Below are 20,031 nucleotides of genomic sequence, written 5' to 3'. Positions count from 1 at the left end.
ATCTAATCCTGTTTAATGGTGCTTTTTTTTGCTGCTGTTTTGTTGTTTTTTTCGTTAGCGCAGTCTTTGCAAATACAGCTGATCTCAAGTTGTGCTTTGGCTATTTGGAAGCCTGATTTTTCAACATTGTTGTGTACTTCGTTGCAAACCTCGGCACTTGAGCTAATTTCTTTGACCTTCTGGCACTGACTGCAAATAAGAAATTGGGGTTGGCTGTGTTGATAGTCACAGTGAATATGCTCACAGGCGACATATTTATTGGCCAGCTGTAAACGGTGAGCAAGCTGCTTCTCGTCGAGAAAATCTAAAATACGATAGACCGACATCACCGGTATGCTTTCTTCAAGCTCAGTCTGATAGTTCTCTACAAGCTCATATGCAGAAAGCGCTTTGCCGGCTTTTAATAAAATGCGCAAAACATTTTTACGCTTATCGGTTAATCGGCTACCTTGTTTTTTACACTGGATCTCAGCGTGCTGGATTAGGCTGTCTATGTGGCTTGGTGCTGTCACGTTTTTCATGTGTTGCACTGCGGTTTTGTTCACAGCCGAATATCGGTGTTTTGCCGATCCAAATGAGCTGCGCCCTGTTGCGAGCTAATCCACTGCGCTTCGATTCGTTCGAGTTTGGGGAATAAATCAAAGAGCTTTACCGAAACGGTTTTGGTTGTTGTGGCTTTTTTGCAAATAAAGCGGTAGTGCGCACTTATTTCGCTGTGCTCACTGTGTTTATGCTTGTTGTGGCTTTCGGAGTTGTGTTGATGTGCGTTATCTAAATACTCTGAAGCTAAGAGCTGCGACACGTCAACGTCGGCCATGTTTAGTTTGCAGTGCTCGGGCTTTACTATAAAAATTTTATCGGCCTGCTGTAATTGATGCTGAACCCGGCGCACAGTTTCTATCTCTTCAGTTTTTTGCGCGCGGTGTTCAAAGCCGACTAAGTTGGCGGCTGGGCTTTCAAATAAAATTTCAAGTGTATCGCCTTCTACAGCGAGGCTTAAATCGGCAAGGCCGTGCGCGTGGGCCTGGTGCTGCTCATGCTGATGCTCTGTGTGCTGTTCTGTATGTTGATGCTCGCTATTGTGTAGGTGTTCACTACTGTGTTGGTGTTCACCTGCTAAGGCACTATTGCTAATTAACAATAAAAAAATCTGCCCTGCAATTGCGAGGGCAGCATAACGGAGCGCACTAGTTGCTCGACTCGTGTACAGCACGGTGTTACCTATTCTGAAAAATCCAGGGTTAATAAAAGGCGCTGCTCATCGGTGCCCAAAGCCGGAGAGCGGTGCACAAGGCCGGCGCCCTCGTTGCCGAGCCAGCGCTCGCCTTTTAACAGGGCGACATCACCGCTTGTTAAGCGCTGGATATCGTCTTGCTGTTTAAATAGCCCTGAGTCTTCATCTGCCAGACCACGGCTGCCGGCACCGAGCTTGCTGCGCTCGACCTTGCTGTGTTCAAGCCATTCGCTAGCCCGTCCTGCGAAGGTTGAGACTAGACGGCAAGGCACCTTATCGACGTGAAATTTGGGGCACATGGCGCGGTCGAGAACCGTCAGCCTTAAACCCGCTCGCTTGAGCTCAAACAGGCAGCAAAACATATCGACCAGGTTGGCAATGTCGCGGCTCAACAACAGGTAACTCGTTTTTTCACCAAAGGCGTCGAGCAGTTGCTGCTCTGCCTGTTCCGGAGAGAGGCTCAGGGCCAGTTGAAAGCCGGGCTTGCGGCTGAGCAATTGTTTGATTTCGCTTTGCAGCGCTGAGTCTAATTGGCGTTGCCATACGGCCAGGTTGACATCATCGCGATAAATATCGGTTAAAACCTTGGCTTGAGTATGCTGCACTGCGTGACGCGAAGTGCTGATGGCGGCGGCTGTGTTCATTTGTAAAGCTCTTAGGTTTGCTTTTACCGGTATTGGTTGAGCGTTCCGGGCTGGGTGGAATAGCTGGATATGTTACAACGTATCATTTTTGTTGGAAAGTATGAATTGATGTGCTGTGAACTGGTGGGGGTAAAATCGCCCTATAGCACCGGTGCGGGCTATAGGGCTGGGCTCGGTTTAGCTAGTCAGTCTAGCTAAGCTGCTTAGTTATGCAGGTCAAAACGATCGGCATCCATCACTTTGACCCAGGCTTTGACAAAGTCTCGAACAAACTTTTCTTTGTTATCGTCTTGCGCATAGAGCTCGGCGATGGCGCGCAACTGGGAGTTGGAGCCGAAAATTAGATCGACCCGGCTCGCACTCCACTTGGCTTTGCCGCTGCTGCGCTCGTAGCCGGTGTAGACTTCAGCGTTTGGACTGTCGGCCTTCCACTCAATATCCATGGAGCAGAGATTCACAAAAAAATCGTTGCTAAGCAGGCCGGGCCTGTCGCTTAGTACACCGTGTTTTGAGCCGTTGTAGTTGGCTCCGAGCACACGCAGGCCACCGATAAGTGCAGTCATTTCGGGCGCAGTTAAATTCATCAATTGCGCTTTATCCAGCAATAGTTCTTCGCTTGCGACTGAATAGGTGCCTTTGCTGTAGTTGCGAAAGCCATCGGCGATTGGCTCGAGCACTGCAAACGATGCCGCGTCGGTTTGTTCCGCGCTGGCGTCGCCGCGGCCCGGGTTAAACGGTACTTGAATATCGTAACCGGCACTTTGCGCGGCCTGCTCAATGGCGGCGCTGCCTGCGAGCACAATTAAATCGGCAAGCGATACGTGTTTGCCAAAGTCTCGCTGGATATTTTCAAACACGGCCAGTGCTTCTTTTAATTGCTCGGGTTCATTGACCGGCCAGTCGATTTGAGGCTTAAGGCGCAAGCGCGCACCGTTGGCGCCGCCGCGTTTGTCGGAATTCCTGTAGCTCGACGCCGAAGACCAGGCGGTGTAAATCAAGCGGCTGTTGCTTAAGCCGGAATCCAATAGCTTTTGTTTGAGCTCGGCAATATCGCTGTCGCTGAGTTGGCTGCTATTTTCGGGGATGGGGTCTTGCCACAGCAGTTCTTCACCGGGCACCTCTTTGCCAAGGTAGCGACAGCGCGGGCCCATATCGCGGTGGGTTAACTTGAACCAGGCGCGGGCAAAGGCTTCGGCAAACTGCTCAGGGTTTTGGTGAAAGCGCTTGGATATCGGGCCGTAAATCGGGTCCATACGCAGCGCCATATCGGCGGTGGTCATAATGGTGCTGACTTTTTTGCTGGCGTCGTGGGCGGCCGGGGCGAGGTGCTTGTCGTCAACAGCAACAGGAATCCACTGCCAGGCGCCGGCCGGGCTTTTTACTAAATCCCAGTCGTAGCCAAACAGTAAGTCGAAATAGCTGTTATCCCAGCGGGTGGGTGTTGGTGTCCAGGCGCCTTCAATACCGCTGGTAATGGTGTCGTCGCCTTTGCCCGACTCGTATTGGCTCTGCCAGCCGAGCCCCATCTGCTCTATCGGCGCGGCTTCAGGTTCGGGGCCGAGCAGGGCGGCATCGCCGGCGCCGTGGGTTTTGCCAAAGGTGTGGCCGCCGGCAATCAGGGCGACGGTTTCTTCATCGTCCATGGCCATGCGGGCAAACGTTTCGCGTATATCTTTACCGGAGGCAAGCACACTGGGTTCGCCGTTGGGGCCTTCGGGGTTGACGTAAATTAGCCCCATTTGAACGGCGGCCAACGGCTTTTCGAGATCGCGCTCGCCGCTGTAGCGCTCGTCAGCGAGCCACTCAGATTCGCTGCCCCAGTAGACATCTTCCTCCGGCTGCCAGATATCTTCGCGGCCGCCGCCAAAACCAAAGGTCTTCAGGCCCATCGATTCGAGTGCGACATTGCCGGCGAGAATAAATAAATCGGCCCAGGATATGCTGTTGCCGTATTTCTTCTTTACCGGCCAGAGCAGGCGGCGAGCTTTGTCGAGGTTGGCGTTATCGGGCCAGCTGTTTAGTGGCGCAAAACGTTGATTGCCGGTAGAGGCGCCGCCGCGGCCGTCGGCGCTGCGGTAAGTGCCGGCGGCGTGCCAGGCCATGCGTATCATAAATGGCCCGTAGTGACCGTAATCCGCAGGCCACCAGCTTTTAGAGTCGGTCATTAGCTCGGCGAGCTCTTGTTTGAGCGCATCTAAATCAAGTTTGTTAAAGGCCTCTGCGTAGTTAAAGTCTGAGTCTTCCGGGTTCGCCTTGCTGCTGTGCTGGTGAAGAATATTTAGATTCAGCTGCTGCGGCCACCAATTCATATTTTTTGTCTGAGTACCACCTAGCTGCGTATTGGCGCCGTGCATGACAGGGCACTTGCCTTGGTTGTTGCCGTTTTGCATGTTAAGTCCTCTTTAAAATTGTTAGCTTGGCTAAGAGCCTAAGTTGCCGGGGCTGCTGAAGTACAATTCAATATCTATATTTGGGCGATCAAGAATATTAATGGTGCCAGTACAGTTTTTTGCTTTGGCCAAAATGGTGATAAAAAATGTAGTTTATAAGAGGCTATTTGAATATTGGCGCCGTATTGTTAGTTTTTGATTAAGCGTAAGCAGAGTTTTTTGCGCAGAACACTCTCTTTTAAAGCCGCTAAGCAAGGCTGGCCGATATTGTGGTTCTTTCTGTTTTTTTCGTCGTTATTCACTGCAGCATTAAGATTTATTTTGGCAGCTGTTTTCACAACACCGCCACGATTTAAAGGAGTGAGTGTCGTTGCAGCGCCGCAGCCCCATGTCAGAAATTATTCAGCCGCCAAGTCTTGCACCCTACCTTGAACAACTTGTTGAGCTTTTGTTAGACAGTGTTAACCACGGCGCCTCCATCGGCTTTATTGCACCGCTTAGCAGCGAGCAGGCTCGCGGCTATTGGCGCGCTTTGGAGCCGGAAGTCGTTGCCGGTCATCGTAAAATTTTGCTGGCGGTGAATGCACAGAAGCTTGTTGGCAGTGTGCAGCTTGCCTTGTGCACAAAGATGAATGCATTGCACCGGGCAGATGTAGAAAAGCTGATGGTGCACACCAGTGCCAGAAAGCAGGGGCTGGCGTCATTGTTGATGCAGTACTTGGAGCAACTTGCTCTTGCCCATCAGCGCCGGCTGTTGGTGCTCGATACCCGCAAGGGGGATGTCGCTGAGAACTTATATCGTGCCCGAAATTTTCAGTTGGCAGGAGAAATACCGGGTTTTGCCGCAAACGCTGAAGGCGGCTTTGATTCGACGCTGTATTTTTATAAGGCCTTGTGATGTTTCTCTAGGTTTAAGCACCTGCAAACTGTTTATGACCTTGCTGCTTATCTGAAACTACATTGACAATTGTTCAGCTGAGCGTAGTCTTCGCGCAAGTTTGTCTCTGATGCGCGTGACATAACGACACGCGGACTATGCAAGCTTTACTATGCAGGCTCAATTCAGGTGCAGCTTTATTAATATGCATTTTAAGCCGCATTGCCTTCGCAGTATTGTTTAAAGCCAAGCTTTGAGCTCGCGATCTTAAACGGTGTTTTTCAATCGGTGACTTAAAAAGCAGCAGGCTGAGAATATAGGTAAAACAAAGATGGAGTAGTTATGCCCGGCAAAAAAGGCAACAAGCGACAAAGCAACCCCTATGCTTGCCACCCGATGTTAAAAAAGGGTGGCTGTCACGAAAAGAGCAAAGGGGCAAAACGAGCAGCGGCCAAGCGCGAGACTCGCCAAACGGCGAAGGAGTGGCTTGGCCCTTCTTGTATTTACGGCTTGTGTTTTTTTGTATGGAGAGTTTTGCGAGTTCGGCGCTAGTAATCTAGGCGGAACTTAAAGCTCGTGAAAGCGCGGTCGCAACCGAATTAGCTGTAACAGAGGCAAGAGGCTGGCAGTAGTAGCGCTTTGCTGCGCTCAGGTGGGCAAACAGCTTAAACAGATGAGCTGAGAATAAGAGCTGGAGCGGGGGGAAATAAGAATTAGAACAGGGCGAATAACAAGCGTTGCATTCCCAGGCGCAAGGTTGCACCTGGAAAGCAAAATCACGTTGTACGATTAAAGTACGGTGATTTCTTCAGCTTGAGGGCCTTTGGCGCCTTGAGTTACTTTGAACTCAACCGCTTGACCTTCAACCAAGGTTTTGAAGCCAGTGCCGGTGATGGCGCTGAAGTGAGCAAATACGTCTGGGCCAGACTCTTGCTCGATGAAACCAAAACCTTTTGATTCGTTAAACCATTTTACGGTGCCGGTAGTTTTATCAGACATTACAGATTTCCTGTAGAAAAATTAACATTGCCATCGCTGGCGTGGGTAGCGGGAAAATGCGTACAAAAATTTAATCCCTACAGGACGAAGAACTGAGCAGCTACTGCGAAACGGAGAAGATAAACAAGGCGCATACGTTCACGCTGGGCCTACCTTATAGGCGGTGCATTCATAAGTCAATGGCATCTTGTCGAAGACTTACAAGAAGGCAAAATCTTCGATAATTGTGTGCTTTGATGCGCCTTGTGGGCCGATTGTCAGCGAGTATATTGCTGCATTGTGACACCTTAGGGTGAATACTGGCATCAAAGCATACATTCGTACTTTTGGCAGTGGCAAAGGTGATATCGACCGGAGACCCTAGAGCTTAGCCAGTGCGGCTTCGAATTGATTGACCGAGCTCTGTTTGGCAATGACCTTGCCATCTTTTAGCAGTACCAGAGTCGGCATACTGCGAACACCATAGTCAATAAAGGCCTGCCCGTTTTTATCGATAGCGATCGGGCTTTTTATATCGTAGAGCTCCCTATAAGCTTCGACGTCCGCATCAGCTGTCCACATATGGCTGACGACGATGCGCCAGTCGATACCGGGGTACTTCTGTTGCAGGTTGTTAACGGTTTTTTGCCCCTCGATACAGGCGGTAGATGTTGCCGGCCTGCTGTCTTTTAAATACCAATCACACCAGGTAGAACTAAAGTAAATGGCCTGCTTGGCGGCCGCATTGTTGTTCAGAGGTTGTACCGAAGGTGTATCTTTTTTGAGGACTTGTTTGGGCGCCAAAGCTTGCGGCTGCGCCTTAAGTGTTTTGTTTTGCGCAAGCATGGCAAGTTTGTGCTCGAGCGCTGTATCGGCTTCGTGGCCGCTATGCACAATTTGGCCATCTTTATTAATTAGGATGTGATAGGGCGTACCGACAAAAGCCAGGCTTGCCGCGAGTTTGCCATCTACATCTTTGGCAACCGGCACATCGAGCTGATACTTTTTGATTACCTGTTTGATCGCCGTGTCACTTTCGCTGAGGTTGATATTAATTGCATAAAAATCAACATCTTGCCCGTATTGCTTGTAGGCCTGTTGCAGCTGGGGCATTTCTTTGAGGCAGGGTTGGCACCAGCTAGCCCAGAACTTTAAGTACAGGGGCTTTTGCCCCAGCTGTTGTTCAAGATTAAGCGGCTGACCTTGCATATCTTCGACCGTGGCGCCGCTATCAAATGGGGCTGGCTTGTGCTCTTTGCTGGCCGCAAAACCAGAAGGCGGCGCCAGGCTGATTAAAGCAATGCTTAAAAATGCGCCAGCTATGGTGATGCGGGTAAAAAGCCTGTGCGTATCGCTGCTGTGATGTCGAAGATGCATTTGTTTAAATAACATGTCTTAACTCCCTATTTTTTGCTAATGGCATTGGCTACTTGGTTTTTGTTGATGTCAGAGCCTTCAGCGCAATTGAGCCCTCAGCCTTCAGTATGTTTGAGCTTTTAATGTGTTTGCGCCGTCAATATGTCTTTGCTGGGCAGCTCAAGTTGATTGTGTTTTACTAACTGGCCGCTTAATAGAGCCAGTTTTGTGAAAAATGATGGGGCCAGTACTGGATTTACTGATCGAGCTCGAGGGTGTGCCAAAGGGCTCACTGACAGCTGCAATTAGCTCGCAGATTAAGCTCGCTATTGTCGATGGGCGCCTTGTTGAAGATTTAAAAATGCCGTCGACAAGAGCTTTAGCCGATGCGCTTTCTATCTCTCGCAATACCGCCAGCGCCGTTTACGACGAGCTTATTGCGCAAGCTTTTTTGTACACCATTCCAGCCAAAGGTACTTTTGTAAAAAAGCGCGCGGTACTCGCTGTAAGTGAGCGTCAGGAGAACAAACAACAGCGCCTGGGCCATTATTTTAAGCATCATGCACAGGCGGCTATTTTGCCGGGTGGCGACACAGGCCAGTATGACTTTCGTGTCGGCCGGCCGAGCATGGCTTATTTCCCCTACGCGGACTGGCGCAGGGTGCTCGGCAGGGCTGCCCGCCAGCACCGGCAGTTGGCCTACCAATCGGCTCCGGCGCAAGGTCTGCTTGAATTGCGCCAGGCGGTGGCAACACACCTGAGTTATTCTCGCGCCATCGCCTGTGAAGCCGAGCAGGTGATTATCAGCGGCGGCGCTCAGCACGCCTTTGATTTGATCTGCAAAGTATTAGTTCAACCCGGAACGCGTGTTGCGATTGAGACGCCGGGTTACCCAATGGCCAAGCACTGTTTTTTAATGCACGGGGCGGAGTTAGTTGAGCTGCCCGTGGACGAGCACGGCCTGTGTGTGCAGTATATTCCAGAAGATGTCGACCTTATTTATACCACGCCGTCGCACCAGTTTCCGACCGGAGTGGCCTTAAGCGAAGCGAGGCGTAGGCAACTATTAGATTTTGCCGAGCGGCATCAGGTGAGCATTATCGAGGACGACTACGACTGTGAATTTTGCTTAAGTGCCAAGCCGATTAATGCACTTAAGTCGCTCGATGAACAGCAGAACGTTATTTATGTCGGTACTTTTTCTAAATCGTTTTTGCCCGATGTTCGTTTGGCTTATTGTGTTGCGCCGGATTGGTTGAGGGCGGCACTTGCTCACGCTGCTTTTTTAAGTAGTTGGCATCAAAACACCGTCAGTCAAATGGCGCTTGCAGATTTTATGCAGCAGGGTTTATTGCTGAAGCACCTTCGGCGCATGAGAAAAATTTACAGTGCTCGTTATCAGCGCTTATTTAATTTGTTGCACGAGCGGCTCTCGGCCTATATGCAGCCTTTGCCCGCTTATGCCGGTGTGCACTTAACGGCAAAACTCGATAAAAATATCGATGCTTTTGATCTTGCCGAGGCCTTGCAGCAGCAGGGCCTGCTTATTCATTCACTGCAGCATTTTCAGCAGGAGCCGTCTTGTTTAAATGCGCTGGTATTTGGTTACGGTGATATAGAGCTGCAGCAACTTGATGCAGCAGTTGATATTATTGTTAGCACCTTGGCATCCTGGCGCCACTAAGCTTGTGAGCTTAGGCCATCTAGATGGCTTGTAACACAGTTAATGCATATGCAGGCGGCGCCCTGTTCGGCTTTGGGCAGGCGCTCAATTAAGTCTTTGGGGAAAGTTAAGCTGCTGTCCTGGCACCAGCAGCCGCTTTGATAAAATTTATCGTTGTTGCAGGTACTGTTACTGTTGTAGGCGTTGTTACAGGCGTTGTCGTTGCCACACAGTGGGCAGCGAGTCGGCTTAAGTTTTTTATTGTCGGCTTGGGTCATATTTTGGCGCGGCTAGCTGCGCGGAGTTAGGTTTGTGTATTAGCGTACCGCATTCGCGTGCTGTGTTAACGAGCTGTATTAACGTGCGATGTTAACGTCCTATGCGCTCATGCATTAAATAAGTGGTGTAACCACCGGTGAGGTTTTTTACGTTAAAGCCGTGTTGTACCAGCATGCGGTATGCAACATAACCTCTAAGGCCGACGGCGCAGTAGACAACGATATTTTTGTCTCTGGGTAGCTCATCGAGGCGCTTGCGCAATTGGTTGACGGGGATATTAATGGCCCCATCGATGGCGCCGAGCTCACCAATTTCCTGAGGGCTGCGCACGTCGACAATTTGCATATTTGGCGAGCAGTTGAGCACACGCTCGGCCTGGCAAATTTTCATATCTTGGCGAATGACATTGGCGGCGACAAAACCGGCTTGGTTGATAACGTCCTTGGCTGAGCCAAAAGGTGGGGCGTAGCACAGTTCGCTCTCTTCAAGATCAAATACGGTCAGGCCCGAGCGTATGGCCAGCGCCAGGACATCGATGCGTTTATCGACACCTTTCTCGCCGACAGACTGAGCGCCGAGCAAGCTTCCAGTTTGGGGATCAAACAACAACTTCAGCGAGACCTGGGTGGCGCCGGGATAATAACCGGCGTGATCTTTTGCGTGCACGTATATTTTTTCGTAAGCGATGTTGGCGCGCTTGAGATTTTTTTCATTTTGCCCGGTTGAGGCGGCGGCTAAATTAAACACTTTGCAGATCGAGGTGCCTTGCGTGTCTTTGTATTCGGTGTCGCGACCAAAGATATTCTCGGCAACGATGCGCCCCTGGCGATTGGCCGGGCCGGCAAGAGGCACGGTTGTCATCTGTTGGCTGACAAAGTCTTTGACTTCGATGGCGTCGCCAACGGCCCAAATGTTGGCAACACTGGTGCGCATATGAGCGTCGACAGCGATACCGCCGCGCTCACCGAGTTTGATATCGGTGCCGCGAATAAGCGAGGTTTCCGGGCGCACTCCGATGGCCATAATCACCATGTCGGTATCGATAACTTTACCGTCACTGAGCTCAAGCGTTAGTTGTTCGTCGCCCTCGCTTATTGCAGAGAGTGACTGGCCGAGCTTAAGGCGCACACCGTTGCGGCGCATCTCGGTGTGTAAGGGGGTGGCCATCTCTGCATCGAGCGGGCCGAGTACCTGATTGGATAATTCCAGTAATGTTGTTTCTATGCCCCGGTGAATCAGCGCCTCGGCCATTTCGATGCCAATAAAACCACCGCCGACAACCACCGCCGATCGCGGCGCTTCGACATTGATGTAGCGAATGATGTTATCCATATCGGGAATATTGCGCAGGGTAAAAACCTTGCTGTTCTCGACACCGGCAATTGGCGGTACAAACGGCACCGCGCCCGGCGAGAGTATAAGTTCGTCGTAGCTCTCTTCGTAAACTTTACCGCTGCCAAGCTCGTGTACGCTGACGGTTTTTTTATCGGCGTGAATGGCGGTAACTTCGGTTTCTATACGCACATCCAGATTAAAGCGCGCGCCCATGGATTCCGGTGTTTGCACAAGCAGCTTAGCGCGCTCTTTAATTTCGCCACCTATGTGATACGGCAGGCCGCAGTTGGCAAAAGAGATAAAACGATCGCGCTCAAAGATAATGATTTCAGCATCTTCCGACAGGCGCCGCGCACGCGCAGCAGCCGAGGCGCCGCCTGCAACACCACCTACGATAACAATCTTTTTGGCTTTTTTGGGGGCCTTTGTTACTGCGCTTGTTGTTGCTTCGGGCTGAGTCATGGGCTGCTCCTTACATTTGCCACGTTGGTGGCATTGGCTACTAGTCGCGGGCGTATATTAACATTTACTAATATATGATGTGAATGATGATTGAGCAAGCTGATTTTAGTCTGGTTCAGAGTTTTGCTTGATATTAATCAAGGCCTTGGCGTGCAAAGTAGAAACAGGAACGTTAAGCGGGGGCTTGTTGAGAAGGCGGGGCGCAGAGGCCACTGGCTAGTGCCCGAATACATGCAGGTTTTGCTCTGACTTATAGCGTATTTGTCTTAGAGCAATGGAATTTTTTATTTGTCGCGCTTTCAAAGTGGTGAATTAATTTGAAAGTCTTATCTTGAATATCCCGGCCGCAAAGTTTGGATCAGAGTCTCAAGTGTATTTCAAAGCATGCTTTTCACGCCTTGGTTTTTAGGTAGCTATTGTCAGGTTTTTACTATGCAGATAAACAGCGCTTTTCATCCCCCATCGTCAATTATTCGCGAGTTAGGAGAGGCAACTAAAAAGAATGTGCCAGCCTCGCAAAACGACGCCTCACTGATAACACCTGAGCAAATAAATGAGCGTGTTGATCAGCTGCAGCAGCAAGTATTAAGTGAGCAGCAGGCTCAGCAGCAGCAACAAGAAAATACGCGCACATTTGCATTAAACATATATGACACTAACAACAAGCAAGAGTTGATTGATATTTATTTACAAGTTGCCACTGGGGAAAGCAGCGATAGTGACAGCGATGTAAGATATCAAGCACTTGCGGATATTTATCAAAGTGAAGATTTTTCTCAAACCGAGCAGCTGCTGGATAAACTGCCGGAGCAGAGTCTGCCTGAACGGAATTTACAAGAGCGAATTGACAATAGGCCCTCTATCCCTGAGCAAGGAGCCTATAACCTCGTCGCTGCTGATTCCCGGCCAGGCCAGCTCTTGGACCTTGTTGTGTAGCCGAGGGTCTGCGGCTGATTAAAACTGTCGTTAGAAGCATAAAAATAAATGTTGCATATGGAATGCATGTTATGTAGATTAACAGGCAATGGATTTACTCCTACACGGCGTTTGGCGGATTTTATGTGGGGCGCAGCTAAGGCAATTGAGCGCAAAGCAGAAAAGCCACACAAAACAAAAAGCCACGCTAAATAAAAAGCCACAAAAAACAAGGTAGGCGCCTGTGCAACTTACGCAGTTTACGGATATCGGCTTGAGGGTGTTGATGTATGTTGCTCATCGCCAAGATGGTGAGCTGACTCGTTTAGCCGAGCTGTCCGATAAATTCCAATTGTCTCACAACCACCTTGTTAAAGTGGTTAACCGTTTAATTAAGCTCGGCTGGATAGCGTCAACTCGCGGGCGCAATGGTGGCATTGAACTGGCAGTTGACGCTCAAGCTCTATCTTTGGCTACTATTGTGCGCGAGCTTGAAGGCGACTTTCCCTTAGTCGACTGTCATAAAAATCACTGTGTCTTAGAAAGTGCCTGCAACTTAATTGGTATTTTAGATCGCGGTTTGAATCATTTTTATGACTATCTTGATAACTACTATTTATCAGATTTAGTGCAGCCGCCGACGGCTCAGTTGATATCCAAGCTTCAGCTTGTTTAGTTTTTATCGCAGTCGTTCAGATTGACGACTGCGTGTAGATAAATATTGCTCCCCTCCCTTTTTTATTATTTTCCTAATAAGGAGAAGTTATGTTATCGCCATCAACAATTGAAGTTGTAAAAAATACCGTTGAAGTTGTTCGCGAACACGGCACTGCGATTACCGGTGAATTCTACCGGTCTATGTTTGAGGCTCACCCCGAACTGACAAACTTGTTTAATATGAGTAATCAAATAAAGGGCGAGCAAAAACAGGCGCTGGCTTCAGCTGTTTATGCTTACGCAGCAAATTATGACAACGCGGCGCTGCTCAACCCTATTTTAAATCGCATTGCTCACAAACATGCCAGTTTGGGAATTCAACCCGCACAGTACACGATTGTTGGCAAGTATTTACTGGCTGCGGTGAAAACAGTGCTCGGCGATGCGGTGACGGACGAAGTTGCCGTTGCCTGGGATGAGGTTTACTGGCAACTAGCCTGTGATCTTATTTCTCGTGAAGCCCAGCTTTACGCTTTGGCCGGTTGTCGCGCAGATGATGGCTACTGGCAGAGTCTTGTGCTTGAGAAAAAAGTAAAAGAGTGCGATGGGGTCTATTCACTTTATCTGTCACCTGCGGGTACAAGCCGCGACGCTAGTACTGCGCTGGCTGTTTTACCTGAATTTAAGCCCGGTCAGTATTTGAGTGTCGCTTTGGAGCATCAGGGGCAGAGGCAGATCCGCCAGTACAGCTTGTCGCAGTTAAGTGTGAACGGCAGTTGGCGTATTACCGTAAAGCAGGAACGCGCAGGTTCTGGCAGTGATATTGACGGCTGGTTGAGCAACAAGTTAGTTGCGCTAGAAGAGGGCGCGCTTTTGCAGGTTGGCCAGCCTTTTGGGGATTTTATCGATGAGCAGCAAGACAAAGATTTAGTCTTGATCAGTGGGGGCATTGGTATTACACCAATGGTTGCTTTGTGGCAGCAGCGCGCAGCTAAGCGAAGTGCTGCACGCACGATGTTTATTCACGGTGCGCGCAGCGCTGACAATATTGCTCTGCTTGACGATGTGATGGACGCTGCCCCTGCGTTAAGTAACGGTCAATTGATTGTATTTGCTGAATCGGGCAGTCGTGCTGGCCTCGATATTATCGAGGGCGTGCTTGATTTGAGTGAAATAGAGCTGCCGAAGAAGGCAAATTACATGCTTTGTGGGCCAGTGGAATTTATGCGTGTACAGCGGCGCTTTTTATTGGGCTGTGGTGTCGATGCTGAAAATATAAAATACGAGCTATTTGGCCCGGATATGTTTGCAGGTTTGAAATAGGCATTTGTTTTAAGTTGTCGCAGCGGCGAGGCTATGCTCGCTGCCGCAATTATGGGCACTTGTTTGTATTAGACGGTTTTTGGTATTGGACGGTTTTTGGTGTTAAGAGCTTTTAGCCTTAACAGGCTCAACTGAGAAATCAGTTTTTTCTGTTTTTTTGCTTGCCTGCTTTGCTTGCACAAATAAAACCAGTGCAAAGATAAACTCGATGGCGGCGCCGCTAAACGCTCCGATATACGTTCTGATAACGGCCTCGGAAGAACTGCTGGCCTGATACAAAAGAGTCAGGCCGGCAGCAAGAACCAAGGCAAAAGCAAGCAGATAGAAGCTTCTTAAACCGTACAGGGTTCTGAAACTTAAATAACGCCCTGCAATAATCAGCAGCATGGCGGGGAAAAAATATTGGGGGTGAAGCATGGCTAAAGCGACGGCAATGGCTATGGTCAGCAACATCCAGATTGTGCCTTCGATGGCTAGAGGCGCTAGTGCATTGCCCTGTTGGTGTTTACCGCGATAACCGAGTAGCTTACAGAGCGCAACGGATGCGGGAAAAATTAAGCTGCCGGCAAAAACCAGGCACCATATGCCAGCTATCGGGCTGATAAGCATGCTTGTGAAAGCGGCGCTTAGCCAAACGCAAGCGGAACAGAACACGCCCGGCACACCCCAGAAGTAGGCATCGCGCATATCTGCCTGGGCATCTTTGATTGAATCCATAAATTTCCTTAACCGTGCGCCGATGCTGCTCGCAGATTAGGGCGCTGTTTCTTTATTTTTATTACTCAAGCGTGAGGCGCTTTAGTTGCTAAGTGTGACCCCGCCGCCAGACTATTATTATCAAGTTCATATCGGCGGCTATCGTTTGGCTATGGTACCGCAGCGCCAGGGCTGCTCAATAGGAAATTTGGCGGGTGCACTTAAAAACAATAGCGTGAACACTAAGCTTTGAAGCGGGCAATGCCCAGATGGGATAAAGAAAGCGGTACTTGATAGAGGGGGAGAAAGACAGGCGCGGAGAGCTCCACGCCTGTTCAAATAAAAAGCTTAGATCGCTTTTAAGGCACCGACGGTGTTGATTTCCATGCGGTTGGTCTTGCGCTGTGAGCCTGGAGCGGCCTTGGCGACAACAACCAGGCTGTCATCTTCAAGCGCGCCTTTATCGGTCAGCGGGGTCAAAGCCTTGTTCAGAATTTCTGAGCGCGTTTTATATGGCTCAATTTCATAGGCATCAACACCGTAGCTTAAAGAAAGCAGGCGCATTGTTTCAACTTCAAAACAGGCGGCGTAAATAGGTGCAACCGGGCGGTGTGAAGCGATCATGCGGGCCGTGGTGCCTTTGCGAGTCGGTACAACCAGCGCATCAACATCCAGATCGCGAGAAGCTTTGGCCGCGGCTTTAGCAACATAAGCCTGCAGGTTGTCTCTATCGTTGTCGAGATTAAAGTTGATGTTGTGCTTGGTTTTCTCTTCCGTGTGCAGGGCGATACGGGCCATGGTCTCAACGGCTTCAAACGGGTAGTCGCCGTAAGCGGACTCACCGGAAAGCATCAGCGCATCGGTACCGTCGAGTACGGCATTGGCAACGTCAGATACTTCGGCGCGGGTAGGGCGAGGGTTTTGAATCATGCTTTCGAGCATTTGGGTTGCAGTGATAACCGGCGCGTTGGCGGCAACACATTTCTCGATCATCTCTTTTTGCACCAGCGGTACTTCTTCGGCTGGTACTTCGATGCCGAGGTCGCCACGGGCAACCATAACGCCGTAAGTTACTTCGAGGATCTCATCGAGATTCTCAACACCTTCGCGGTTCTCGATTTTAGAGATGATTTTGATCGGTGAATTCTTGGCGTCGAGGATTTCCTGAACGTCGAGCACATCTTGTTTGGTGCGAACAAAAGAGTGGGCGATAAAGTCGACACCGGCGTCGATCGCCATTTCAATAAAGCTCTTGTCGCGCTCGGTAACCGAGGGCAGTTGAATTTCAACACCGGGTACGTTAACGCTCTTTTTCTTTTTGATCTTGCCGTTGTTTTGAGCGGTGGTGTACAGCGCTTCATCGTCTTTGCTGTCTACAACCAGCTCAAGCAGGCCGTCGTCGATCAGGATGCGGGCGCCAACGGGAACGTCTTTGACAAAACCCAAGTAGTTAACCTGAACCGCTTCACGGGTGGTGGCGACGTCGAGGCCGTCGGCGCGGAAGGTGACTTTATCGCCAGTTTTGATATCCAGATCTTCTTCGATCTTCAAATTGGTACGCATTTCAGGGCCTTTGGTGTCAACCAGTACGGCCAGCTGAGGACTTGCCTTGCGCACGTTCTCGATAACTTTGCGGGTATCTTCAGGAGTTTGGTGGGCGGTGTTTAAACGGATAACGTTTACGCCGCGCTTGTGAAGCTCTGAAATAAATTCAACGCTACCCTTTAGGTCGGAAACGGTGGCTACAATCTTTGTCTTCTTGCTCATATCTACCAATCAGTGTCGTGAGGGGAGGATTTCGAGCGCGTATTCTACTGATTTGGCCGAGGCATTTATAGTCATAAATCAAACGCTGGTGTGCTTTGGTGCCAGCACTGTGATGGTTATTAGTTTAGCTGCAGGCCGCGCAGTGAAAGGTGTTGAGTTACCTTTGGCTAGGTTTTTTGTTGTCTGTGGTGAAGTAACTAGTGAAGTGTTTGATCTATGTTTCTGCTTTGATCATTCCTAAACCTAGGTTCAAACGCATGTATGCCTCATATTGAGGCATTTTAATCTTTTCTCTATTGCGCTGCTTAGACCTGAATAAGTTGAAAACCTTCATGAGCCTGAGGAGCCATAAAATACTCAGTCACCGCATAAAACATCGCTTCATTATCCGTTACTGCCTGGCTGCTTTGTTGTCTGTGTCTGATTTGCTTAAGGCAGGTTTCGTTATCTCGCTCAAGATAATATAAGCAGTGGGGCGCCTGGATTTCGTCGCAGATAGTTTTGAGCCAAGCTCGCTGTTTCAGGGTATTGGCGGGGAAGTCGAGTACAACGTCAGTCCCGACTACTAAGATATTTTGTACCAGTGTTTTGATTGGGCTTTTGAGCTTGTTGGCGCAAGCCAAATAATCTTGCAGAGAGTCGATTTGATTGGGGTACAAAGCCGCTAACCATTGGTCTTCACTAATCAATACCGCGCCTTGCTCACTGGCCAGGTGTTTGGCTAAGGTGCTTTTACCGGCGCCCATCTTGCCGCAGAATAAGCTCAGTTTCCCCTTTTCCTTATTCATCGCGGCTTTAACTTAGTTGTACTAATGCTTGCAATCATCGTTGTTGCCATTGTTGTTGTCATAAGAGCCCTTGTACTGCCGGTTTGAGCTGCAACGAGCATTGTAGGATATGCGTTTTTTGTCGCAGCGCAAGAAACGGGTTGTCGTCAGGGCTGTGCTTGGCGCATGCTCGATATCTTTCCGGCATGTTTGATGCCCTTCCTGCTTAGGTGAGTAAGATAATTTGTGATGTCCAGTAAAAAACTAAGGCCCGATCAGCGCCAGCTTGATTATCAGCGTGTAGAACAGGCGATTCATTTTATACGCAATAACTATAAGGCTCAGCCATCGCTGGAGCAAATTGCCGACGCTGTAGGGCTCAGTGCCTTTCATTTTCAGCGCATGTTTACTGAATGGGCCGGTGTTAGCCCTAAGCAGTTTATACAATTTCTAAGTTTGAATTACGCAAAAACCTTATTGCAGCAGCGTAAAAGCCTGATGCATACCGCTTATCAAAGTGGTTTGTCGGGCAGTGCGCGCTTGCACGATATGTTTGTACGCATAGAAGGCATGACGCCCGGCGAGTTTAAGAGTGGCGGTGCCAATTTAAGTATTAACTATAGTTTTGCGCAGAGCCCTTTTGGTTTAGTGCTGATTGCGTCGACCGCTAAAGGTATATGCTATTTGCATTTTGAGCAGGATAAACAGCAGGCGCAGGAGCGCCTGCGAAACTACCTGCCAAATGCGCACTATGTTGCCAAGCGAGATAGCATTCAGGAAAACGCACTTGCAATCTTCCACGGCGACTGGCGCGCACTCGATAAAATAAAACTGCACCTGGCGGCGACGGATTTTAAGCTTAAAGTGTGGCAGAGCCTGCTAACGATTCCACTTGCGTCGCTGGCCAGTTACAGTGATGTAGCCACCGCTATTGCCAGGCCGGGTGCTTCGCGCGCCGTGGGCTCGGCTGTTGCTGCAAATCCTGTCGCGTTTTTAATTCCCTGTCACCGGGTTATTCAGCAAAGTGGCGCCATTGGGGCTTACCGCTGGGGTGAGAATAAAAAAAGTACAATTATCGCCTGGGAGGCTGCATTAGCGGCTGTGAGCCTAAAGGACAATTTGTAGCGCGCAGTTATTTTTTGGCTGAATAAACTTCGTCGGATTGCTCGGCTTCTGGGTCGGCCCAGAAGTTAATATTAAATTGCGCGTCATCGCTCATTTCGATGCGGTGCCAGTACTGCGGCGGGCTGGTGCCAAAGCTGCCAGCAGCAATAACAATGCTTGTCTCCGGTTCGCTGGCCGCTTCGTCGGCAAAACCGTGATACGTTACTTCGCCTTCCATAACACAGAGCTGGCCAAAAACGCCGGCGGCGGTATTGTGATGGCTGAGCAGTGCTTCGGGCACGTTGTCTTTGGTGAAAAACGGGGTCGAGCGCCGAATACGCCAGTGCTTGGGGATGCGAAGGTGGCTCATAAATATCGTCCTGATTTAAACCGTTGAGTGTGAATGCCAGCTGGCAAGCGTACTATTAATGCGATGCGCAATCATCAATGCAGCAAATTTTTGTGACGATTATATTTCGAAAAACAAAGTTCTGGCCTTGAGTTACCTGCCTGCAGTAGGCTTTGTCTTTTTCATATTCATTTCGGCAGTGCCCGGGGAGGCCATGTGCAATATAGAAACTTAGGTAAATCGGGTTTTAAGGTCAGTGAAATTGGCGTCGGCTGCTGGCAGCTCGGTGGAGATTTTGGTGCCATGCAGGCTGAGCGTGCCGAAGCGGTACTAAAGCAGGCGGATGCCTGTTCGATTAATTTCTGGGACACTGCCGATGTTTACGGCGCCGGTTTGAGTGAGCAGCGCATTGCCTCACACTGTACTAACTACCCTTGCAAACAGCGCATCATTGCAACAAAGGTTGGCCGCGATAGTCGTTTGTATCCAGACAATTACAGCAAGGCCGCAATCAAGGCAAATATTGAGGCGTCTTTGCAGCGCCTGAAGCTAGAAAGCCTGCCGCTTATCCAGCTGCACTGCCTGCCGGAGCCAGTACTTAAAGCGGGTGATGTACTGGCTTATATGGAAGATTTTCAGCAGCAGGGCTTAATCCAACATTTTGGTGTTAGTGTTGAAACCCTTGACGAGGCTTTGTTTGCAGTAAAACATCCGAAACTTAGTTCGATACAAACAATTTTTAATTTATTTCGCCAAGACCACAGCAGCGAGCTCTTTCCTGAAGCCCAGGCCAACAACGTTGGCATCATTGTGCGCCTGCCGCTTGCCAGTGGTGTATTAGCTGGGAAAATGAAAAAAGATCAGGTTTTCTCTGAGCAAGATCATCGCAATTATAATAAAGACGGGGAATTTTTTAGCGTCGGAGAAACATTCTCCGGAGTTCCATTTGAGTTAGCTGTTGAGCTGGCTGAAGAGTTAAAACTGCTTGTGCCCGAAGGTATGAGCCCTGCCCAGATGGCGATGCGCTGGATACTTGATCACGCCGCGGTCAGCTCCGTTATTACCGGAGCAAGTACGGCTGAACAGGTTAAAGAAAATGCTTCAGTTAGCGCTCTGAAGCCGCTGGATAAAGCACTACACCAAAAACTCTCTGATTTTTACTTTGACAAGGTCAAACAGCATATTCGCGGTGTGATGTAGTACTTGTCGTAGTTTTTGTTTTTGTTGTGTCTTTA

General features: G+C 49.6%; 20 protein-coding genes. 7 read left to right on the top strand and 13 right to left on the bottom strand.

Annotation, left to right across the window (positions count from 1 at the left end):
* Positions 1–2 precede the first annotated feature (2 nt).
* The 5 genes from CFK45_RS03920 to CFK45_RS18615 form a co-directional block, all read right to left on the bottom strand.
* The gene (locus CFK45_RS03920; RefSeq protein ID WP_096085221.1) at positions 3–521 is read right to left on the bottom strand and encodes a Fur family transcriptional regulator; all 519 of its coding nucleotides are present in this window, start codon (positions 519–521) and stop codon (positions 3–5) included.
* A 20-nt stretch (positions 522–541) separates the two neighbouring features.
* A complete protein-coding gene (locus CFK45_RS03915; RefSeq protein ID WP_158224595.1) occupies positions 542–1,141 on the bottom strand; it encodes a ZrgA family zinc uptake protein in 600 nt (199 codons plus the stop codon).
* Positions 1,142–1,221: 80 nt separating this feature from the next.
* Positions 1,222–1,878 (bottom strand): DUF1826 domain-containing protein, encoded by a 657-nt coding sequence (locus tag CFK45_RS03910; RefSeq protein ID WP_096085114.1) that lies wholly within the window; start codon positions 1,876–1,878, stop codon positions 1,222–1,224.
* Positions 1,879–2,081: 203 nt separating this feature from the next.
* Complete coding sequence (gene katG, locus CFK45_RS03905; protein WP_096085113.1) at positions 2,082–4,268, bottom strand: catalase/peroxidase HPI; 2,187 nt, start codon at positions 4,266–4,268, stop codon at positions 2,082–2,084.
* A 188-nt stretch (positions 4,269–4,456) separates the two neighbouring features.
* Positions 4,457–4,606, bottom strand: a complete 150-nt coding sequence (locus CFK45_RS18615; protein WP_204378412.1) for a hypothetical protein — start codon at positions 4,604–4,606, stop codon at positions 4,457–4,459.
* Between the two features lie 50 nt (positions 4,607–4,656).
* Between CFK45_RS18615 and CFK45_RS03900 the strand changes: the two genes are divergently transcribed.
* Positions 4,657–5,166: a GNAT family N-acetyltransferase gene (locus tag CFK45_RS03900; RefSeq protein WP_096085220.1), complete on the top strand. Its 510-nt coding sequence runs from the start codon at positions 4,657–4,659 to the stop codon at positions 5,164–5,166.
* 768 nt (positions 5,167–5,934) lie between these two features.
* Here CFK45_RS03900 and CFK45_RS03890 read toward each other — a convergent pair.
* Together CFK45_RS03890 and CFK45_RS03885 are read right to left on the bottom strand one after the other, a co-directional pair.
* On the bottom strand, positions 5,935–6,144 hold the full coding sequence (locus CFK45_RS03890; protein WP_096085111.1) for a cold-shock protein: 210 nt from the start codon (positions 6,142–6,144) through the stop codon (positions 5,935–5,937).
* A gap of 360 nt (positions 6,145–6,504) precedes the next feature.
* Entirely contained in the window at positions 6,505–7,515 is a 1,011-nt protein-coding gene (locus CFK45_RS03885) for a TlpA family protein disulfide reductase (RefSeq protein WP_096085110.1), read from the bottom strand.
* A 199-nt stretch (positions 7,516–7,714) separates the two neighbouring features.
* Here CFK45_RS03885 and pdxR point away from each other — a divergent pair, with 199 nt between their 5' ends.
* Positions 7,715–9,163: a MocR-like pyridoxine biosynthesis transcription factor PdxR gene (gene pdxR / locus CFK45_RS03880; RefSeq protein WP_096085109.1), complete on the top strand. Its 1,449-nt coding sequence runs from the start codon at positions 7,715–7,717 to the stop codon at positions 9,161–9,163.
* On the opposite strand, the gene CFK45_RS03875 is transcribed toward pdxR, so the two are convergent.
* Together CFK45_RS03875 and CFK45_RS03870 are read right to left on the bottom strand one after the other, a co-directional pair.
* Positions 9,160–9,420: a cysteine-rich CWC family protein gene (locus CFK45_RS03875; RefSeq protein WP_096085108.1), complete on the bottom strand. Its 261-nt coding sequence runs from the start codon at positions 9,418–9,420 to the stop codon at positions 9,160–9,162. The genes pdxR and CFK45_RS03875 overlap by 4 nt on opposite strands.
* A gap of 91 nt (positions 9,421–9,511) precedes the next feature.
* Complete coding sequence (locus CFK45_RS03870; protein ID WP_096085107.1) at positions 9,512–11,218, bottom strand: FAD-dependent oxidoreductase; 1,707 nt, start codon at positions 11,216–11,218, stop codon at positions 9,512–9,514.
* A gap of 432 nt (positions 11,219–11,650) precedes the next feature.
* On the opposite strand from CFK45_RS03870, the gene CFK45_RS03865 reads away from it, so the two are divergent.
* From CFK45_RS03865 to CFK45_RS03855, 3 genes are all read left to right on the top strand, one after another.
* Positions 11,651–12,154 carry a hypothetical protein gene (locus CFK45_RS03865; protein WP_096085106.1) on the top strand — a complete coding sequence of 168 codons (504 nt, stop codon included), beginning with the start codon at positions 11,651–11,653 and terminating at the stop codon, positions 12,152–12,154.
* Between the two features lie 223 nt (positions 12,155–12,377).
* Positions 12,378–12,809: an RrF2 family transcriptional regulator gene (locus CFK45_RS03860; RefSeq protein ID WP_096085105.1), complete on the top strand. Its 432-nt coding sequence runs from the start codon at positions 12,378–12,380 to the stop codon at positions 12,807–12,809.
* A gap of 89 nt (positions 12,810–12,898) precedes the next feature.
* Positions 12,899–14,113, top strand: a complete 1,215-nt coding sequence (locus CFK45_RS03855) for a globin domain-containing protein (RefSeq protein ID WP_096085104.1) — start codon at positions 12,899–12,901, stop codon at positions 14,111–14,113.
* A 102-nt stretch (positions 14,114–14,215) separates the two neighbouring features.
* Here CFK45_RS03855 and CFK45_RS03850 read toward each other — a convergent pair whose 3' ends face one another.
* The 3 genes from CFK45_RS03850 to CFK45_RS03840 form a co-directional block, all read right to left on the bottom strand.
* Positions 14,216–14,830 (bottom strand): DUF7010 family protein, encoded by a 615-nt coding sequence (locus CFK45_RS03850; protein WP_096085103.1) that lies wholly within the window; start codon positions 14,828–14,830, stop codon positions 14,216–14,218.
* A 327-nt stretch (positions 14,831–15,157) separates the two neighbouring features.
* Entirely contained in the window at positions 15,158–16,576 is a 1,419-nt protein-coding gene (pyk, locus tag CFK45_RS03845; RefSeq protein WP_096085102.1) for a pyruvate kinase, read from the bottom strand.
* A 305-nt stretch (positions 16,577–16,881) separates the two neighbouring features.
* On the bottom strand, positions 16,882–17,364 hold the full coding sequence (locus tag CFK45_RS03840) for a P-loop nucleotide/nucleoside kinase family protein (protein ID WP_096085101.1): 483 nt from the start codon (positions 17,362–17,364) through the stop codon (positions 16,882–16,884).
* Positions 17,365–17,592: 228 nt separating this feature from the next.
* Between CFK45_RS03840 and CFK45_RS03835 the strand changes: the two genes are divergently transcribed.
* Entirely contained in the window at positions 17,593–18,468 is an 876-nt protein-coding gene (locus CFK45_RS03835; RefSeq protein WP_096085100.1) for a bifunctional transcriptional activator/DNA repair enzyme AdaA, read from the top strand.
* A 7-nt stretch (positions 18,469–18,475) separates the two neighbouring features.
* Here CFK45_RS03835 and CFK45_RS03830 read toward each other — a convergent pair whose 3' ends face one another.
* Positions 18,476–18,817 carry a TehB family protein gene (locus CFK45_RS03830; RefSeq protein ID WP_096085099.1) on the bottom strand — a complete coding sequence of 114 codons (342 nt, stop codon included), beginning with the start codon at positions 18,815–18,817 and terminating at the stop codon, positions 18,476–18,478.
* Between the two features lie 195 nt (positions 18,818–19,012).
* On the opposite strand from CFK45_RS03830, the gene CFK45_RS03825 reads away from it, so the two are divergent.
* Positions 19,013–19,996 carry an aldo/keto reductase gene (locus tag CFK45_RS03825; RefSeq protein WP_096085098.1) on the top strand — a complete coding sequence of 328 codons (984 nt, stop codon included), beginning with the start codon at positions 19,013–19,015 and terminating at the stop codon, positions 19,994–19,996.
* Positions 19,997–20,031: the final 35 nt, after the last annotated feature.

It is taken from the genome of Agaribacterium haliotis, from assembly GCF_002312815.1.
Taxonomy (GTDB): Bacteria; Pseudomonadota; Gammaproteobacteria; order Pseudomonadales; family Cellvibrionaceae; genus Agaribacterium; species Agaribacterium haliotis.
This window is presented reverse-complemented; position numbering and strand designations above follow the sequence as displayed.

What these genes read in the sequence shown, in the direction of transcription:
- CFK45_RS03865 (WP_096085106.1), top strand. Translation starts at nt 11,651, where the DNA reads ATGCAGATAAACAGCGCTTTTCATCCCCCATCGTCAATTATTCGCGAG.
- CFK45_RS03910 (WP_096085114.1), bottom strand. Translation starts at nt 1,878, where the DNA reads ATGAACACAGCCGCCGCCATCAGCACTTCGCGTCACGCAGTGCAGCAT.
- CFK45_RS03830 (WP_096085099.1), bottom strand. Translation starts at nt 18,817, where the DNA reads ATGAGCCACCTTCGCATCCCCAAGCACTGGCGTATTCGGCGCTCGACC.
- pdxR (WP_096085109.1), top strand. Translation starts at nt 7,715, where the DNA reads ATGATGGGGCCAGTACTGGATTTACTGATCGAGCTCGAGGGTGTGCCA.
- CFK45_RS03885 (WP_096085110.1), bottom strand. Translation starts at nt 7,515, where the DNA reads ATGTTATTTAAACAAATGCATCTTCGACATCACAGCAGCGATACGCAC.
- CFK45_RS03890 (WP_096085111.1), bottom strand. Translation starts at nt 6,144, where the DNA reads ATGTCTGATAAAACTACCGGCACCGTAAAATGGTTTAACGAATCAAAA.
- CFK45_RS03840 (WP_096085101.1), bottom strand. Translation starts at nt 17,364, where the DNA reads ATGAATAAGGAAAAGGGGAAACTGAGCTTATTCTGCGGCAAGATGGGC.
- katG (WP_096085113.1), bottom strand. Translation starts at nt 4,268, where the DNA reads ATGCAAAACGGCAACAACCAAGGCAAGTGCCCTGTCATGCACGGCGCC.
- CFK45_RS03920 (WP_096085221.1), bottom strand. Translation starts at nt 521, where the DNA reads ATGAAAAACGTGACAGCACCAAGCCACATAGACAGCCTAATCCAGCAC.
- CFK45_RS03850 (WP_096085103.1), bottom strand. Translation starts at nt 14,830, where the DNA reads ATGGATTCAATCAAAGATGCCCAGGCAGATATGCGCGATGCCTACTTC.
- CFK45_RS03900 (WP_096085220.1), top strand. Translation starts at nt 4,657, where the DNA reads ATGTCAGAAATTATTCAGCCGCCAAGTCTTGCACCCTACCTTGAACAA.
- CFK45_RS03870 (WP_096085107.1), bottom strand. Translation starts at nt 11,218, where the DNA reads ATGACTCAGCCCGAAGCAACAACAAGCGCAGTAACAAAGGCCCCCAAA.
- pyk (WP_096085102.1), bottom strand. Translation starts at nt 16,576, where the DNA reads ATGAGCAAGAAGACAAAGATTGTAGCCACCGTTTCCGACCTAAAGGGT.
- CFK45_RS03875 (WP_096085108.1), bottom strand. Translation starts at nt 9,420, where the DNA reads ATGACCCAAGCCGACAATAAAAAACTTAAGCCGACTCGCTGCCCACTG.
- CFK45_RS03835 (WP_096085100.1), top strand. Translation starts at nt 17,593, where the DNA reads ATGTCCAGTAAAAAACTAAGGCCCGATCAGCGCCAGCTTGATTATCAG.
- CFK45_RS03855 (WP_096085104.1), top strand. Translation starts at nt 12,899, where the DNA reads ATGTTATCGCCATCAACAATTGAAGTTGTAAAAAATACCGTTGAAGTT.